Source organism: Reichenbachiella sp., assembly GCF_965233835.1.
Taxonomy (GTDB): Bacteria; Bacteroidota; Bacteroidia; order Cytophagales; family Cyclobacteriaceae; genus Reichenbachiella.
In genome coordinates this window covers 1273131-1290347 of record NZ_OZ247585.1, presented here as the reverse complement: position 1 = coordinate 1290347, position 17217 = coordinate 1273131, and the positions used below count along the sequence as shown (strand labels likewise).

Sequence of the window (17217 nt, the reverse complement as noted above, 5' to 3'; positions counted from 1 at the left end):
ATTTGAGTTTAAAAAATTCTAGGAAAAGATATGAGTAATTTGATTTACGTGCCAATCGTATTGGCCTGTCTGGGACTTGTTTTCATGCTGATCAAAATGGCATGGGTAAAGAAGCAAAGTGCCGGAAATGAGAAGATGCAAGAAATCTCAAAGAACATTAAAGAAGGTGCATTGGCCTTCTTGAGTGCTGAGTACAGACTGTTAGCCATCTTTGTAGTTGCTGCTTCTGCTGCGCTATTTGGAATTTCTACTATGGTAGAAACTACCAGTTGGATGATTGTCCCTGCATTCGTTGTTGGTGCTATTTTCTCTGCTGCTGCGGGAAACATCGGTATGCGAATCGCTACTGAGGCCAACGCAAGAACTACTGAAGCTGCTAGAACCAGTTTGCCAAACGCATTGAAAGTTTCTTTTGGTGGTGGTACGGTGATGGGATTAGGTGTAGCTGGTTTGGCCGTATTAGGGCTTAGCTTGTTCTTCTTGATTTTCATCAACATGTTTATGGGCAATGGCTCTTTCTACAATGACATGACCATGGTATTGGAAGCCTTAGCAGGTTTCTCTTTGGGAGCTGAATCTATCGCACTATTCGCCAGAGTAGGTGGTGGTATTTATACGAAAGCAGCCGATGTAGGCGCTGACCTGGTAGGTAAAGTAGAAGCTGGAATTCCTGAGGATGATCCAAGAAACCCTGCTACTATTGCCGACAACGTAGGTGATAACGTAGGTGACGTAGCGGGTATGGGAGCCGACCTTTTCGGTTCTTACGTGGCTACCGTATTGGCCTCTATGGTATTGGGTAACTATATCATCAAGGACATGGCCGACGCAGGCGTAGTGCTTGACACATTCGGTGGCATGGGACCTATCTTGTTGCCAGTGATGATTGCAGGTGTAGGTATCGTAGCTTCGATCATTGGTACTTTCTTGATCAGCATCAAAGACAATTCTGCTAAGGAAGACCAAGTACAAAAAGCATTGAACACGGGTAACATCGTATCCATTCTATTGACAGCTGTAGCTGGTTGGTTCTTGATCGACTATATGCTACCGGAAACTATCGTTGGTATGAAGTTCTTCGGTGAAGGCGCTATGGATATTCCTAGTCGTCACGTATTCTACGCTACGTTGGTAGGGTTAGGTGTTGGATATTTAATCTCGATGTTTACTGAATACTATACTGCATTGGGCAAAAAACCAGTATTGGATATTGTAACTAATTCTTCTACCGGAGCCGCTACCAACATTATTGCTGGTTTGGCTACTGGTATGATTTCAACCTTCTCTTCTGTGATCCTTTTTGCTATCGCGATCTGGGGATCATATGAATTAGCTGGATTCTATGGTGTTGCGATCGCTGCTTCTGCGATGATGGCTACTACTGCGATGCAGTTGGCTATTGATGCTTTCGGTCCTATCGCAGATAACGCAGGTGGAGTAGCCGAGATGAGTGAGCTACCAGAGGAAGTAAGAGAAAGAACAGATATTTTGGATTCAGTAGGTAACACTACTGCTGCTGTAGGTAAAGGATTTGCGATTGCTTCTGCAGCTTTGACTGCTTTAGCTCTCTTTGCTGCTTACGTGACTTTCACAGGCATCGACGGAATCAACATTTTTAAAGCAGACGTATTGGCTGCGTTGTTTATCGGCGGTATGATTCCTGTAGTATTCTCTGCCCTGGCTATGAAGTCAGTAGGTAAAGCAGCCATGGAAATGGTAATGGAAGTTAGACGTCAATTCAAAGAAATCCCTGGTATCTTGGAAGGAACAGGCAAACCTGATTACGCAAGATGTGTAGAAATCTCTACGCAAGCAGCATTGAAAGAAATGATGCTTCCTGGTGCCTTGACTATCATCACGCCAATCATCATTGGATTTGCTATGGGACCTGAGGCATTGGGTGCTTACATGGCAGGTGTAGCTGTATCTGGTGTAATGTGGGCGATCTTCCAAAACAACGCCGGTGGCGCTTGGGACAACGCTAAGAAGTCGTTCGAAGCAGGTGTTGAGATCAACGGTGAGATGACTTACAAAGGATCTGAAGCACACAAAGCTGCAGTAACTGGTGATACCGTAGGTGATCCATTCAAAGATACTTCTGGACCATCTATGAACATCTTGATCAAACTAACTTGTTTGGTTGGTCTAGTGATAGCTCCTATCTTGGGCGAAGTGTACGGCACAGGCGGACACGGAAGTGAGGCTCAAATCGAAATGATGGGTTGCAAGCACGAAGGTGCTTGTGTTGCTGCTTGTCACGCCAAAATGGACAAAAAAGCATGCAAAGCTGACTGCACGAAAGCTTGTTGTACTGCTAAAAAAGAAAAGATGGAAACAGTAGAGCCTAACGGAGCAGTAGAATCAAACGACACTATGGAAACTTCAGCCGAAGTCTCCGAAGGATAAGTTGTTTTCTTATATAGAAAAGAATCAAAAAGCGCAGGACATGAGCCCTGCGCTTTTTTTATTAGATCAAGCCTTTACCTAATTCGATACTTTCTGACTTTCCAGTCATTCGTCCTTCAATGAATCCACCGGATTCTTTAATGAAACTTTCACTGTCTCATAGCTTATAGAAACAAAAGCCACAAAAACTACCAAGGCTATAGGCAAAAGGAAAAAGTACCAACTCAACATAATTCTTTCGGAGAACCCGTCAAGCCATGAATTCACAATCGCATAAGCAAATGGAATGGATATAGCTGCAGCCAATAAAACAAGACCAATAAACTCACCTGATAGCAAAGTTACGATCTGAGATACACCAGCACCTAGTACTTTTCTGATGCCAATCTCTTTGCTACGCTTAAGAATGGTGAAAGTAGCCAAGCCGTACAAACCAAGGCATGCAATTATTACCGCAAAAAATGAAAGCACACCAAAAACCTTTTGAAATTGTTCATCTTTTCTGAACTGACGATCATAGGCTTGATCTACAAAGAAATAGTCCAAAGGCAAATCACCAAAGTGCTGCTCATAAATAGATCTAAGAGATGCAATTTTATCCTGCACCTGTTCATCATTTATCCGTACATTAGCTAGAGAAAAATTATCAGAATATCTTAAAACCAATGGAATATGAGGTGTTTTAGGTGAGGTTTGGTGAAAATTCTTTAGTACACCCAAAATTCTCCATTTTTCTCCCCAGAAATCCAATTTCTTATCAACCAACTCTGCCGGAGAACTTGCTCCCAAAAGCCTTGCAGTCTCTTCGTTTATGATAACATTTCGATTGTTTTGTTTTTTTTCATCAAAATTCTGACCGGCCAGCAGTTTCATTTCCATGGTTGGAATATAATTCTGATCTATTCGATATAGGTAGTAGTTGAAACTATTGTGAATTTTAGCACCCTCCAAATTGATACCCGTTGTCGTGCTCATTTCGTTAACGGTCACTCCAGGTACCGCAGATGATAGCGCAATGGACTTTACCCAAGATTGGGCATTTAATTCCGTTTTGAATGAATTGAACTTGCTGCTTAACGAATCAGTCTCAGGCCCACGAATGGAAATTACTTGATCAATATTGGCTCCTAAATCCATATTCTGAAGGTATTTAATCTGTTCCCTGACAGTCGCCGTTTGTGTCAATAATACAATTGTAATTACGAACTGCAATACGATTAAACCCTTCCTAAATGCTATCCCTGATTTGGTGTGACTAATTTTTCCTTTGAGCACAGCTTTAGGTTTGAAGGATGACAGAATCGCCGCGGGCAAAATTCCTGAGACCATTGCACTAATTGAAACAATAGCAACCAGCTCTACCCAAAAGACGGCTGACGAAAATGGATTAAAGGAAACTGGCAGGTCTGTAAGTTCTTTGAAAGACGGCAAAAGTGCCAAAAGAATAAAAACCGTAGTAATCCCAGAGAAAAAATGCAACAGGATACTTTCCGAAAATATTTGAAAACTGATTTGAGTCCTGGAAGAGCCCATAACTTTTCTAATACCAATTTCTTTTGCTCGATCAAGCGATTTGGAGGTTGACAAGTTTACATAATTTACAAAAGCTATCAACATAACCAATCCGGCTACAATCAATAAAAAATTGACTTCTGAGGCATTTCCATTCATTTCGGGTTCAAAAGATTTATTCGAGTATAGGTGTATATCTTCTATGGGTTGAGTAGTAAATTTTTCGTTTTCAATTTTTTCCTCTTCTTTCAATTTTTTGTTCAAGTCCTCAAGTGCAAGGGCAAACTCATCATGTTTGTTTTGATCAGAGAGCAATATATATCCATAGGTATTGTTTCCGTTCCAGTTGTTTTTGCGCTCTCCAAACGCCGCTAGCATGGTTGGGTAAGAAATCAACATACTAAATTTTAAATGAGTGTTTTTTGGAGCATCATCGATCACTCCCTCAATACTAAACGAGTGATCTACTTCAGGCAGTTTCAATAATCTACCTACTATATCGGTAGACCCAAACAACTTCTTTGCGGATGTAGCCGTGATAACTATTTCATAAGGGTTTTGAAAAATATCTGCTTTTTTTGCGCTGATAAATTGGTAATCGAACAAATCGAAAATGCTGGCATCTGCTGCATACAAATTCTTTTCCGAATAAAATCTACCGTCTATTTCTAAGGATCTAACATCCTCTAACTGATAGGCACGTGCAGATGCCGTAGCACAAGAAATATCTTGTACTATCCGTGCAGGTAACGGCGGATATACCTCACAGTCTTGTTCAATGACTGAATCATTATCTAAATAATCTGTGGTAACTCGAGCAATTCTTGAAGCATTTTCATAACTATTTTCATAGCTCATTTCAAAACGAGCATATTCAAGTATGAAGATTACTATGGTTAGAGCAAATGCCAAACTGAAAATATTGACAAGTGAGTAGGTGAAATCCTTCTTCAGAATTCTATAGGAGATTTTAAAGTTGTTATTGATCATATCGTTTGCATTACCTATTAAGGATGAAGAAAAACTTAAAAGGTTGCTATTCATCAAGTGTATTTTCGACTTTAAAAAAACTTTGCAATGCAAAAAGAGACACCATTCAAAAACAGTGTCTCTTTTACAGTTTTACTTTCTAATCAATATCCAAAATCCAGACAAGGCAATGGCCACCATTGACAAAGCTGCCAGAGACATGATGGTATCACGAGCGCCTTTGCCCAAAAAGTTGAATAAGTTAAACTTGTGCAAAAACAGAAAACTCAAAATCTCCGCTCTGTTTTTGTCCCGGACGACAGCTCCCGGAATCCCTGAACTAGGCTCTATAAAACAGGTCAAATGATCTGGTGTATTGAAGGCTATTTGAACCACTGGCAAACGCTTATTGATAAAACCATAACTTCTAGAAAATTTAGAAATAGTCACAGGCTCCTCAATCAATTCAAAATTTCCATTTGCTATGGCCATTGCTCTTTCCTTGGCATAAGCCACATCGCCATTTTCTACAGATTGTAAATCCTGAACGCTTAAATATGCAGCATCACTGCCATACTTCGCAAATTCCATTCTGTAATACAATTTACCCTGCAATTGTTTAAGTGAAATTTGTTTGATAGGCGCTCCTACTTTAAAAACAGCCGCTAGCGGTTCGTTTGTCAACTTATCCACTTCTACGTGCAACGGCTCAGGGCCTTGACCATTCAAAGTATATGGTTCAAACTTCTGCAAAGCGTGATAGGCCCCACTAAACGAAAACATCAACAAGACTATGGCAACGGATACTGCCAATCTCCTATGACGCCTACGTGTCTTTATTCGGTCATTTTCAGTTGCCAGTTTTTTGGTGGTAAAAAAGATCACCAGCCCCATCACTCCTGTAACAAAAACTAATGAGGAAAACAACAGCACAGCCAGCCTCTTTAGATTTGAGTCCGCGCCTAAAAAATCCCAATTGTGAAACATAGAGAATACCCATAAAAAAGATTTCCTCAGATCATCGTTCAAAGTTCCTAATCTGGACGAACCGGTGTGCACATACACATCCATGTTATCGTCCCTATCAAAAGTGACTTTATAGACAGGTAGCAAACGATTAATAACCTTATACTCAGACGTATACTTTTCGACTTTTTCTATTGAAACAATGGTCGATGTACTATCTCCTAAAAAGTACCTTGCCAATTGTTGAGCATATATCGAGTCACCATTTTCTAATTCGAAGCCATCAATACAATTGAAGTATTTCCATTCACCATCTATCTGAATTTGATAGTAAGCTTCCTCCGCTATCCGAGCAAGGTGAATATCTTGTATTTCGCCTTGCTGCAATGACAAATCCCTTAGGGAAACCATTGCTGGGTCTGCTATAAATGCAGCTTGCTTCAAAACCATTTGGGCTGGCCTCACTTTAAAAAAGTGAGCCATCATGGGGTGCATCAATCCGCTGAAGCACCACATCAACACTGGTAATAGACACAAAATACTTACCCATCTGTGCCAGATATACAATTGTTTCTTTTTCATAATATGTAGATGAGAGGCTGTTTTTAATACCACCCTGTCGTTATAATCTATTTTTGAAAATTATAAGCCAACCCCACATTAAAAGTCCGTGGATCACCTGGATTGTAGTTGGTGCCCCAAGCAGATTTAGAGGCATTGGTGGCATACAACTCATCGCTCACATTCATCATATTGAGCCAAGTTTCGAATCCTTTGAACTCATAACCGACCCTTATATGGAAGATGTCGAACCCTTCATAGGTAGCAGTATTAGCTGCATCCATATAATAATCATCAATATGTTGCCACTCTACTCCTAGTCTAAATCCTTTGATAAACTGAGGTCGATAGGTGATTTCGCCGTTGGCAATCCAAGAAGGTGCTATAGCCATTTCATTGTCAGAAAAGTCAACACCAGATTCCACATAATCCTTGAATGTATGTTCAGCATTGGTTCCACTCACGCGAATGTGCAAGGAGGGAATAGGCTGGTAGTTCAAGCCATACTCCACACCACGATGAAGTGTCTCTCCAGCATTTTCGTTGGCATAGTCTCCGCTCGGTTGACGCACATTGATGATCTCATCTTGCCCGTTCAGCTGATAAATAGCCAGATCTAAAGACGCCTTTGAAAACAAAGAGAACCACCCACCAATTTCATAGTTGGAGAAGACTGCCGGCTCAAGCGTAGGAACCTGCACACCTCTGTATAATTCACTCACCTGGGGTGGCACAAACCCCTGGCTGTAATTGACATACAAACCAGATCCAATACCCAAATCATATGTCAACCCTAGCTTGGGCGTAAATGCATTGAAATGATTCGTTTCGTCTGGCGCACCAGAAAATGCTGTGGGTGGCAAGTGATTGTCATACACATAAGTAAATCGATCGTATCGCACGGCTGCCGTCAACCTTAACCTATCCAATGGATTGATATCGAATTGCACATAGGTGGCGTAATTGATCAACTTAGTTTCGTAGTCAGTCAGCACAGAATCACTTGACATGAAATTCTCATATACACCTTCATGGTTTTTGTAAATACTGATGTAATTAGCCATGTACGAACTTGGGCTATAGTCCAAACTTGCTCCTCCAGTCATGGAGGCATTTATAAAATTCAACAGCTCCTTGTGCTGAAGAATTAGTCCATAGCTTTTGAAGGCATTGTCATTCACCTCTGAGTGAGCCAGATTTGGATCTCCTCCTGGATTGCCCCAAGGTGAATAATCGTCTTTGATCCGATAAGACGGGTTCTGTTTCACAGAATTGTTTCTAAAGAAAAATGTAGCTGAAGATTTGGCCCCTCTATCCCAGTAATAATCCAGAGCACTTTTGTATCTCAAGGCATTGACCTCACGATTAGTGAATGTTTGAAAAGAAGAATATTCCTGTCCGTAGAAACTGGCACTGTCCAAACTTCCCGTCATGTCCGAACGGTAATTGACATAAGAAAGACTGTTGGACCACAAGAGCCTCTCGCTGACTTCAACAGCTGCCTTATATGTCATTGCCCATTTTTCATAGTCACTATGTGCTCTATAGCCATCTACTCTGTCAGCATAATTCACAGAAGCCAAAACACCTACTTTTCCGTAGGTATCGGAAAACAACAGATCACCTCTTTTGTATCCCAAATTATTGGTCTGTATGGAAGCCTTGACCATCAGATCGGATGTTGGGTTTAGGGTGATAAAGTTGACCGCTCCACCTATGGCTTCGCTTCCGTAAAGAGAAGAGGCAGGCCCGCGAATGACTTCAATGTTTTTGAAGGCACCCATGTTCATTTCTATCAAAGCGTTGTGATTGAAGACCCCGGTGGTTCTCACCGGTACACCATCCTCTAGATACAGAAACAAACTTTTGTAACTCAAAGGCTGGCGAATTGACATACTGTGCTGCTCGTTGCCTAGATCTACCATGTAGACACCAGGCGTTTTGTTTAGCAATTGATCCGTGCTTGTAGCATGAGCCTCTTCAATTTGTTGAGCGGATAGACTAGAAATAGCTACAGGTGTTTCAGATCGCATTTGTGTCTCTCGACTTGCAGATACTACAACTTGATTGAGTTCAATAGCTGATTGCTTGAGTGCTATCCGGCCAAGGTCTTCAGCCAAAGCAACTACAACGGCCTCATAACCTACATAAGAAACAAGCAACAGTTGGTCAACAGAAGACTCTAGTTGAAACCTGCCCATCACATCCGTAATTGTACCTGTTTCACTTCCTTTTACTCGAATATTCACTCCTGGAATAGGCTCTTTGGTTTGTTGATCAATAACAATTCCAGATATAGTTTGTTGAGCAAAAGCTAATGAATGACTCCCAATAACCAGAAGCAACACCGCTAGTGCACTAATTAAATTTTTCATTTGAATATAGTTTTTTCCCTACTGCATGATGCAGCAAGTGATTTAAATAATGATTGCATCGCGGGCTAGCCGCGACTTTTGTATGGAAAGGAGAATCGCAATCGAATGGCTCAACCCTTTATAAGAAATGAAAAAATTAAGTGCTCTTCGGCGGTGGAGAGGCTACATCCTCACTGCGAGAATGATAGAATTGAATATAACCCACTTGGCCACTTGGCTGCAAAGTTCTCTGCCCTCTCTCAAGTGAGTTATGGGACTCCTGCAAAGTGTGTGTTAGTACTTCATATCCAAACTTCGCTTGCTGATTGGGAAGTTCGCTGGGAGCCTCTTCTTGGCTATATTTAGCTAGCTGATCTTCCAGATAACAAATGTCTTCACATCGGGTAAAGCCAGCATCCAGTTTGTCTGAATTTCTATCAAGAATAGCATAGTCTTTATTTAAGGCATATTCCAAATATGGAAAATAAGGACGCATCCATACGAGTGTATAGATCATTAAAAGCAGTATGGCAACCATGCGATTCACTATCAGCGAAATTAACAGTACCTTTTGATTTCAAGTAAAATTCTTTGAGTTAAATTTTACTTTTAGGACATTGTGGAATTATAAGTGTTAAGGCCTAGCTTTTTTGTGCCTAAAGCTGTATTGACTATACTTGAAGAACCATCCGAACTAAACGCTATGAAAACATGTATTCAATGCGGCACTTCAACTGAAGAGAAATTTTGCCCCAACTGCGGCCAAAAACAAGACGTATCAAGACTCACAGTCAAGTCTTTTTTTAGTGATTTTTTTAGTCGCATCTATGGGCTAGATGGTGCTTTTCCTAGAACTGCAATTGGACTATTCAAAAACCCTGGAACTGTAGCACTCGATTATATCAAGGGAATTCGAGGAAAGTATGTAGGCCCGGTCGGCTATTATTTTTTAATGTTCGCCATTTTATTATTACTCATCAAAGTATCAGGATTCTCCGTTTCGGATTACTTCCCTAAAACAGAGGATCTGTCTAATTCTATCATTGATGAGACCAGAACCACGCGATCTCAAGAAGCTAAAGTCATGGCCAAAATGGTACAGGAGAAAATTCATGACAACTTACAATACATTGCCGTCTTGATGGTTCCTTTTGTTGGTTTTTGGACGAGACTATGGTTCAGAAAATCAGGGTTCAATTTACTGGAAAGTATTGTCCTCGCTTTCTTCTCCCATGGACAGGCACAAATATTTAACATTATAGGTTTTTTGGTATTTGCAGTAAGCGGCTATAAAAATTCCATAGTCATCGGCCTTGTGGCTACGATTTATCAAATGATTGCGATTAGCTTATTTTTTACTCAGAAAATAAGCATAAAGTCTATCCTAAAAAGTTTTTTTGCCTACGCACTGGCTTACGCCTCGTTTTTGCTATTTACTACCATTTCTATTACGATATTGTTGATACTTAAGAGAAGTCTGAGCTAATATTTTAAATAGTAACCAGACAAAAGCTTCTCAAAAGACTCCGAGTGAACTTGGCCTTCTCGAATGTTTAGTGATTCCGATTCACACTTCTGTTCAGTCTTGGTGATTTTGGATATCACCCGAAAAACAGGTCCTTTCGGTTGATTTCTAATGACCAATGCTTCAGAATAGAACAAGCCTATTTTTTCGACTTCAGCTTTAAACTGCTGACTCTCCAACTCTGGATAAAGAATGTAAGCCCTCCCATTTTCGGAAAGTAAGATTTTCAAAACAGCAGCAAGATTTTGTTTATTGAATTCAGAAGTGTCATGCTTAGCTAGATTTTTTGAGTTAGTTTCAGATTTAAGACTGTCGGTAAAAAAAGGTGGATTGGAAACAATTAGATCATAGGTATGATCTATTGATTGCGTCCACTCAAACACACTTTGGTTGATAACTTTTACACTCTCTTTCCATTTTGATTCCAAGGCATTTTTTTTAGCCTGTTGAGCTGCAGCTTCATCCAACTCGATGGCATCTATTGGAGCATTGATTCGCTGAGCTAGCATCAGTGACAAAAGTCCTGTCCCAGTTCCGATATCAAGGATACGGTTAGGAGTAGACACTGGTATCCAAGCACCAAGAATACAAGCTTCAGTACTCACCTTCATAGCACATTGCCCTTGATGAATCGTGAATTGCTTAAACTGAAAATAAGAGTTAGCCATTTGTACTGAAATCCCAATCTTCTCAAATAAAAAAAGAAGCTATATTGCCGAAATTTTTATTAAAACTCAAAATAAACATGTTGAAAACAATTCTAACAATACTGATTGCTATTGGAAGCATAAGTTTCGGTTTTGCTCAAGGAACAATCGCTCCTGATCTCAAGCAAACACAAGTAAGAATCACAATACTCCCTCTTGGGTTATCTCTTGAACAAAAGCTTGGTGAAAAGCAAACACTTGCTTTAGCGGGAGGACTGCAACTGGGTGCCTATGCTTATACAAGTAGCAATAATGGAAGTGGTACCGAATTCTACGCTGCCCCATTTTTCGCTGGGGAAATTCGTAATTATTACAACAGGAAGTTTGTGAAAAAAGAGCTAGAGCAAAACTCTGGAAACTATGTGGCTCTGGCCTTTGGATATAGCGGAAATAGGCTCGGAGATGCGGAGAATGTAATTTTTGAAAATAGCTACGAAAATTCTTTTTTCGTTGGACCAGTATGGGGATTTCAAAGAAATTATAAAACCGGATTCCATTTAAACTTGAGCATTGGCCTTGGCTATCAGGATGGAGAATATTTAGATGGCGGAGTTAAAATAATTAGTACAGGAGGAATTGGATTTTTCTTACGGTAAAACTGCTAACAATAAAAAAGGCTGTCTCAAAGCTCATGATGATGTCAAGACTTTTGAGACAGCCTTTTTGATTACATCTTATTTAATTCCATCAAGCTCATAATGGGACCAAAATTAAGGTTTTAAAGCAACTGACACCTGCACAAAATCGCAAGCCTCTTCACATTCTAGTATCAAGCTTGTTTTTTCTTTTTCTATCACTAAGCAATCTCCAGACTCCATTGATTTGCCTTGGTAGGAAGCTTTGCCTGCATAGAGGTATATCAACTCCAAATCAGATTTTATCTTTAGGGTAGTTTTCTCTCCCTGGCTGCCTTTTAGATACTTCATGATGCCTGATGCACCGCTTCGACACATCAAATTAAAATTGGTGGCTTTGCCCAGACTGGAAGTTTCCCAATCCCCTTCAAAAGTATCCTGCTCGAAGGGAGACAATCGTTTAGTGTGATAGCCTTTGTGCATCAAAGTATGTTCGCCTTTCAGCAACATCAAGGTTCGTTGAACTCCGGGAAATGGTGTGAATACGCTGGATTCGGCTTCAACTGTAGCCAAACTAATCCGAAACAAGAAATCTCTTTTTTGAAAATCAGCAGTAGGCGGATAGATAAATAACTCCTGACTGGAGCCTTTCGCCCAGAAAATAATTTTTGTAGAATCAGGTTTTAGGTGCTGGATAATCATGAGCTTTGAAAATGATCTAAAGAAAAAAAGCGTTCCCTACTCATTTCAAACTTTCGGACTTCTTGTGGTAAGCAAATAATACTTGGAGTGGTTTCGTAAATCTCTACGAACTCAAAACCTACTTGCTCCAACAATCGAACAGGAGCAGGATTGCCAGCGAATGGCTCGCACCGTAAAGTTTCTAATTGAAAATGTTCAAAATATTTAGGAATGGATTGTTTGATCAGCTCTAGTCCATTACCAAATCTACGATTTTCTTCTTCCCAGATATGCAAATGCATAAATGCCTCCTTGCCAAAAGAAATGTTGTTGATATTGGAATGGCCGATCGCCTTCCCGTCTACCTCCCAGATCACATAGTACAACTGTTTCTCTTCAAAGGGTTTGTCGAGCTCCGCTTGAATGGCTGCTACCCAATCTTCTCGCGGCGGCAATTTGCTTTTCTCAGCACCCATGCCTTTCAGATAGGTTTCATCCGAATTCGAGAAGTAGTCGACTACTCGTTCGGCGTCCAGATGAGTCGTTTCTCTAATTGCAAAGGTCATTTTCTTGTATGCTAAAAATCATTTATCCCATTCTCAAAAGCCTGATCAGCAGGTAAGTTGGAGCCCATGGCCGCTTCGACAGCTAACTCGTCACAACGCTCGTTTTCGGGAATACCGGCATGACCTTTCACCCATTTGAAAGTGACTTTGTTTCTTTTGTAAGGCGGGATGAACCGTTCCCATAGGTCTTTGTTTTTCTTTTGTTTAAAACCCTTCTTCACCCAGCCCCACAGCCAGCCTTTTTCTACGGCATCCACCACGTACTTGGAATCAGAATAGATCAGCACCTCTGCATTGACCACTTTCAGCGCTTCCAGGCCCTTGATCACGGCTAGTAGCTCCATACGATTGTTGGTGGTTTTGCGAAAACCTTCGGATAGCTCTTTTCTGTGGCCTTTGGCCAGCAGGACGGTACCGTAGCCTCCAGGGCCGGGGTTACCTCTGGATGATCCGTCTGTATAGATGATGATGCTAGGCTGAGACATTTTTTAGTGATTAATGAATAGTGTAAAGTGAATAATGAACAGTTTATTTTAAATCGCTATTCCGTTTTTGAAAAGTTTGATCGAAATGGCTAAAAGAATAATGCCAAAGACCTTTCTGATCACATTGAAACCTGCATGTCCGATTTTCTTTTCCAGCCAACTGGAAGATTTAAGCACGAAATAGATCAATAGCAAGTTGATCAAGATACCAACCAGAATATTGGTGAGGTCAAACTCTGCCCTCAAGGAAATCAAGGACGTCATCGTACCCGGTCCGGCAATTAATGGGAAGGCGATAGGTACTATAGAAGATGAAGTCGCTTCTTCCTCATCTGATTTAAATAATTCTATGCCCAAGACCATTTCCATCCCAATCAAAAACATAATTAACGCCCCAGCGATGGCAAATGACCCTACATCAATGCCTAAAAGGCCTAATATTCTATCTCCGAGAAAGAGAAAAATAACCATAATCACACCGGCAACGAAGGTGGCCTTGAAACTATGAATCACTCCAGCCTTCTTCCGAAGGTTGATAATGATGGGGATACTTCCGAGGATATCGATCACAGAAAACAGAATCAATGAGACCGACAATATTTGGGTAAAATCGAGTTGCATGAGTTAGTTGTTTAAAATGTATTGAATGCCTTCTTTATAACCATCAAGACCCAGTCCGATGTAGTGTGCCACACACACGGGAGTTAGATAGCTGTGATGCCTGAATTTTTCTCTTTCCATCACGTTTGAAATATGTACTTCTACTACAGGCGTAGTGACTCCTTTCACAGCATCTGCCAAAGCCACCGATGTATGCGTATAACCACCTGCGTTCAAAACAATACCATCATAATCAAATCCAACCTCATGAATTTTATCAATCATCACACCTTCATGATTGGTTTGAAGGTATTCTAGTTCCACATCTGTGAATTTCACTTTGAGGTGTTCAAAGTAATCTTCGAATGTTTCATGCCCGTAAATTTCGGGTTCTCGCCTACCTAGCAGGTTCAGGTTTGGTCCGTTGAGAATGAGTATTTTCATTGTTTAAGAATCAATATAACTAGAATCAAGAGTAAAGGCCTAAAAACAAAAATCTTAGTCCTTATATCCATGTTCAAAATTAGTCCACTCGTTTCGATAGTCAACTAACCCGTTGCACAGTTTTCTAAAATAGTTCATTTTTACTGGACGCTTATCAAGTCTCGACATGTCCTGGAAATTCTACATCGGCCAATTCAAATCTTACCTACAGCTAGAACGCTCGCTTGCACCAAATTCTGTAGAAGCCTATGTACAAGACATCGTGAAGTTAGAGCAGTTTTTGACCTTGAAAGAAAATGACAACGGCCCCTTGAAAGTCAGAGACTCGGACATCAGGGATTTGTTAGAGTACATTCATGAACTGGGTATGTCGGCTTATTCCCAGGCTAGGATAGTTTCCGGTATCAAATCTTTCTTTAAGTATCTGGTCTTCGAAGGTGATCTGGACAAGGACCCTTCAGAGCTGATCGAAGCACCCAAACTAGGGCGCAAGCTACCAGACACGCTTAATGTGCAAGAAATTGACGCACTTTTTGATGCCATAGACCTGAGTACGTCAGAAGGACCACGAAATAAGGCCATGCTGGAGACGCTCTATAGCTCTGGACTTCGGGTATCTGAATTGGTCAACCTTCAGCTCAATTGTGTATTGGAAGATATAGGTTTTTTGAGAGTGATTGGAAAGGGCAACAAAGAGCGCTTGGTACCCATCGGAAGAGAAGCGCTGAAGCATATCAAAATCTATGTGGAGCAAATCCGATGTCATCTGGATATCAAAAAAGGGCACGAACATATTGTCTTTCTGAATCGTAGAGGCGCACAGCTTACTCGTGTAATGATTTTTACCATCATCAAAAACCTGGCGATCAAAATTGGTTTAAACAAAAAAATCAGTCCGCACACTTTTCGTCACTCTTTTGCTACTCATCTGATTGAAGGTGGTGCTGACCTGCGTGCGGTGCAAGAAATGTTAGGACATGAGTCTATCACCACCACGGAGATTTACACGCATTTGGATCGGGATTATCTCAAGCAAATAGTAAGAGATTATCATCCTAGAAGTTAACCCTACTTTCATAAGTCGCAGTTTGTCAGTGTTTTAAGGTGAGTTTTCTTATTTATTTCGTTATTTTTAATGTAACGATCCTAGCCCGACATATACTTACCACCTGAATCCACCTATTATGACTGCTTTTTTGAAGAAAGTTACGGTTCATTGTTTCCTCATTTGTCCTTTTTTCGTGTATTCCCAAAATATCTATGTAGATGATGTCCTTGGAAATGATTCTAACGACGGATTATCACCTGGTGCTGGAAATGCCAAAGCGACCGTTGCAGCGGGTGTTGCCACTATTACTGCAGGAAATTTTTTGTTTATTGAAGACAATGGAAATGATTACGCAGAAACAGTAAATGTGAACAAAGCCATTGATTTGGTAGGAGCCGGTGGAGTAGTAACCATTGACAGAATTATGCTGAATGCTGATCTAGCCGGGATACTCAATGTTGAAGGCAAGATTATAGATGTAACAACCAGCGGCGTACTGCAAGAAGGTATTGATTTGGTCGAAACTAGCGGACAAGTAAATGTGGCGTCTGGATCGTATAGCGAGGCACTTGTGGTAGACAAGAATCTTACGATAATACCTACTGGAACACCGAGCACCTCATCAGTCCAAGTTACCGGCGGCTCTACCCTTGCGATCAACGGAGACTTCCTTTTGGACGGAACCGGTGATTTGGTGACTTATTCTGGGTCTAGCATTATTAATGTTGGTTCTGGAGCATTGCTCTTCGGAAACAATGCCAATGACCCTTATAATCAAGAAAGTGATGCCAACTATATCACGGGTACAGCTACTATGCAAGCTCGTGCTGTTGGCACGGGATCTTTTAGTTTTTTAGGAATCAATAATTCTGGAGGAAATGATCTGGGAAACGTAACGCTATCAAGAACCCTAGGATCTGCTGGTAGGATAGTTGGTGCTGTTTCAATGGATGAATCAATTGATTGTTCTTGGGATTTGAGTTCGGACAATACTCCTTCAGGGCAAATTCTTACGGTAAGGTGGCGGGCAATTTGGGACAATAGTATTGCCAATCAGGCTATTTTTAATGATAGCGGTAGTGATTGGACTGAACTTACTGATCCAACAGATGACGCCACGGATCCTCGCCTGCTTACTTTCACAGGTGTCAATGCCTTTGGTGGATTCACAGTGGCCGCCACAGGAGACGAACTCCCCGTAGAACTCACCTTCTTCAAAGCAAGCCAAGCGCTAGACCACACCCTACTCCAATGGCAAACCGCCTCCGAGATCAACCATGATTATTTTGAAATTCAAAGAAGCTCCGATGGGGAGAATTTTGAAGCGCTAGATCGCTTGAGTTCTCATCATAACTCCTCTTCTACGCATGACTACCAATGGAAGGACTACCAGCCATTGACAGGAAAATCCTACTACAGATTGAAAATGGTAGATTTTGATGGTTATACCGAATACTCCCCGATTGTATCAGCCACATCCAGTCAATCCTTAGTTTTGCATCCTAATCCAACCTCTAGGTTTTTGAACATCCAATCAGATTTTGTCACCAACACAGTAGCGGTATACAGCACTGGTGGCAAATCATGGAGTTTAACAGTGGAGAATCAGCAGATTGATGTTTCATCACTCTTGCCTGGTATGTACATGATGAGAATGGTCTCGAATGCGGAAGTGATTCAGGCAAGGTTTATTAAGGAATAAATCGTCATTACACGATGCGACAAGGGAGCATTCGGATAGTCCGTTTGAAAGGCCTCTACGCTATTCGATCAGAATGCACTTCGAAACAGATTGCCCGGTCTTACACCGGGCAATGA

15 protein-coding genes are annotated in these 17217 nt (G+C 41.0%); 5 read left to right on the top strand and 10 right to left on the bottom strand.

The annotated features are described in order from the left end of the window. The first annotated feature begins 30 nt into the window (after positions 1-30). Positions 31-2406 carry a sodium-translocating pyrophosphatase gene (locus tag ACO6S2_RS05550; RefSeq protein WP_422361523.1) on the top strand — a complete coding sequence of 792 codons (2376 nt, stop codon included), beginning with the start codon at positions 31-33 and terminating at the stop codon, positions 2404-2406. A 105-nt stretch (positions 2407-2511) separates the two neighbouring features. Here the strand turns inward: ACO6S2_RS05550 and ACO6S2_RS05545 are convergent, their stop codons facing one another. The 4 genes from ACO6S2_RS05545 to ACO6S2_RS05530 form a co-directional block, all read right to left on the bottom strand. Further along, on the bottom strand, positions 2512-4962 hold the full coding sequence (locus ACO6S2_RS05545) for an ABC transporter permease (RefSeq protein ID WP_422361522.1): 2451 nt from the start codon (positions 4960-4962) through the stop codon (positions 2512-2514). A 78-nt stretch (positions 4963-5040) separates the two neighbouring features. Next, on the bottom strand, positions 5041-6435 hold the full coding sequence (locus ACO6S2_RS05540) for a PepSY domain-containing protein (protein ID WP_422361521.1): 1395 nt from the start codon (positions 6433-6435) through the stop codon (positions 5041-5043). Between the two features lie 47 nt (positions 6436-6482). After that, a complete protein-coding gene (locus ACO6S2_RS05535) occupies positions 6483-8789 on the bottom strand; it encodes a TonB-dependent receptor domain-containing protein (RefSeq protein WP_422361520.1) in 2307 nt (768 codons plus the stop codon). Between the two features lie 136 nt (positions 8790-8925). Next, positions 8926-9306 (bottom strand): hypothetical protein, encoded by a 381-nt coding sequence (locus ACO6S2_RS05530; RefSeq protein ID WP_422361519.1) that lies wholly within the window; start codon positions 9304-9306, stop codon positions 8926-8928. A gap of 165 nt (positions 9307-9471) precedes the next feature. Here ACO6S2_RS05530 and ACO6S2_RS05525 point away from each other — a divergent pair, with 165 nt between their 5' ends. After that, positions 9472-10254: a DUF3667 domain-containing protein gene (locus ACO6S2_RS05525; RefSeq protein WP_422361518.1), complete on the top strand. Its 783-nt coding sequence runs from the start codon at positions 9472-9474 to the stop codon at positions 10252-10254. Here the strand turns inward: ACO6S2_RS05525 and ACO6S2_RS05520 are convergent. Beyond that, positions 10251-10961: a tRNA1(Val) (adenine(37)-N6)-methyltransferase gene (locus tag ACO6S2_RS05520; RefSeq protein ID WP_422361517.1), complete on the bottom strand. Its 711-nt coding sequence runs from the start codon at positions 10959-10961 to the stop codon at positions 10251-10253. The genes ACO6S2_RS05525 and ACO6S2_RS05520 overlap by 4 nt on opposite strands. Positions 10962-11038: 77 nt before the next feature. Here ACO6S2_RS05520 and ACO6S2_RS05515 point away from each other — a divergent pair, with 77 nt between their 5' ends. Further along, entirely contained in the window at positions 11039-11596 is a 558-nt protein-coding gene (locus ACO6S2_RS05515; protein ID WP_422361516.1) for a hypothetical protein, read from the top strand. 114 nt (positions 11597-11710) lie between these two features. On the opposite strand, the gene ACO6S2_RS05510 is transcribed toward ACO6S2_RS05515, so the two are convergent. Genes ACO6S2_RS05510 through aroQ form a run of 5 tightly spaced genes read right to left on the bottom strand, consistent with a single transcriptional unit; the run spans position 11711 to position 14351 of the window. Beyond that, positions 11711-12277 carry a HutD family protein gene (locus ACO6S2_RS05510; protein ID WP_422361515.1) on the bottom strand — a complete coding sequence of 189 codons (567 nt, stop codon included), beginning with the start codon at positions 12275-12277 and terminating at the stop codon, positions 11711-11713. Beyond that, positions 12274-12822, bottom strand: coding sequence for a GNAT family N-acetyltransferase (locus tag ACO6S2_RS05505; protein ID WP_422361514.1), 549 nt, complete (start codon positions 12820-12822; stop codon positions 12274-12276). Before ACO6S2_RS05505 ends, ACO6S2_RS05510 begins: the two co-directional genes overlap by 4 nt. A gap of 11 nt (positions 12823-12833) precedes the next feature. Then, positions 12834-13307: a ribonuclease HI gene (gene rnhA, locus ACO6S2_RS05500; protein WP_422361513.1), complete on the bottom strand. Its 474-nt coding sequence runs from the start codon at positions 13305-13307 to the stop codon at positions 12834-12836. 48 nt (positions 13308-13355) lie between these two features. Continuing rightward, a complete protein-coding gene (locus ACO6S2_RS05495) occupies positions 13356-13928 on the bottom strand; it encodes a MarC family protein (RefSeq protein ID WP_422361512.1) in 573 nt (190 codons plus the stop codon). A gap of 3 nt (positions 13929-13931) precedes the next feature. Continuing rightward, on the bottom strand, positions 13932-14351 hold the full coding sequence (aroQ, locus tag ACO6S2_RS05490; RefSeq protein ID WP_422361511.1) for a type II 3-dehydroquinate dehydratase: 420 nt from the start codon (positions 14349-14351) through the stop codon (positions 13932-13934). Between the two features lie 166 nt (positions 14352-14517). Between aroQ and xerD the strand changes: the two genes are divergently transcribed. Next, the gene (gene xerD, locus ACO6S2_RS05485) at positions 14518-15417 is read left to right on the top strand and encodes a site-specific tyrosine recombinase XerD (RefSeq protein ID WP_422361510.1); all 900 of its coding nucleotides are present in this window, start codon (positions 14518-14520) and stop codon (positions 15415-15417) included. Between the two features lie 118 nt (positions 15418-15535). After that, on the top strand, positions 15536-17101 hold the full coding sequence (locus ACO6S2_RS05480; RefSeq protein ID WP_422361509.1) for a T9SS type A sorting domain-containing protein: 1566 nt from the start codon (positions 15536-15538) through the stop codon (positions 17099-17101). Positions 17102-17217 lie beyond the last annotated feature (116 nt).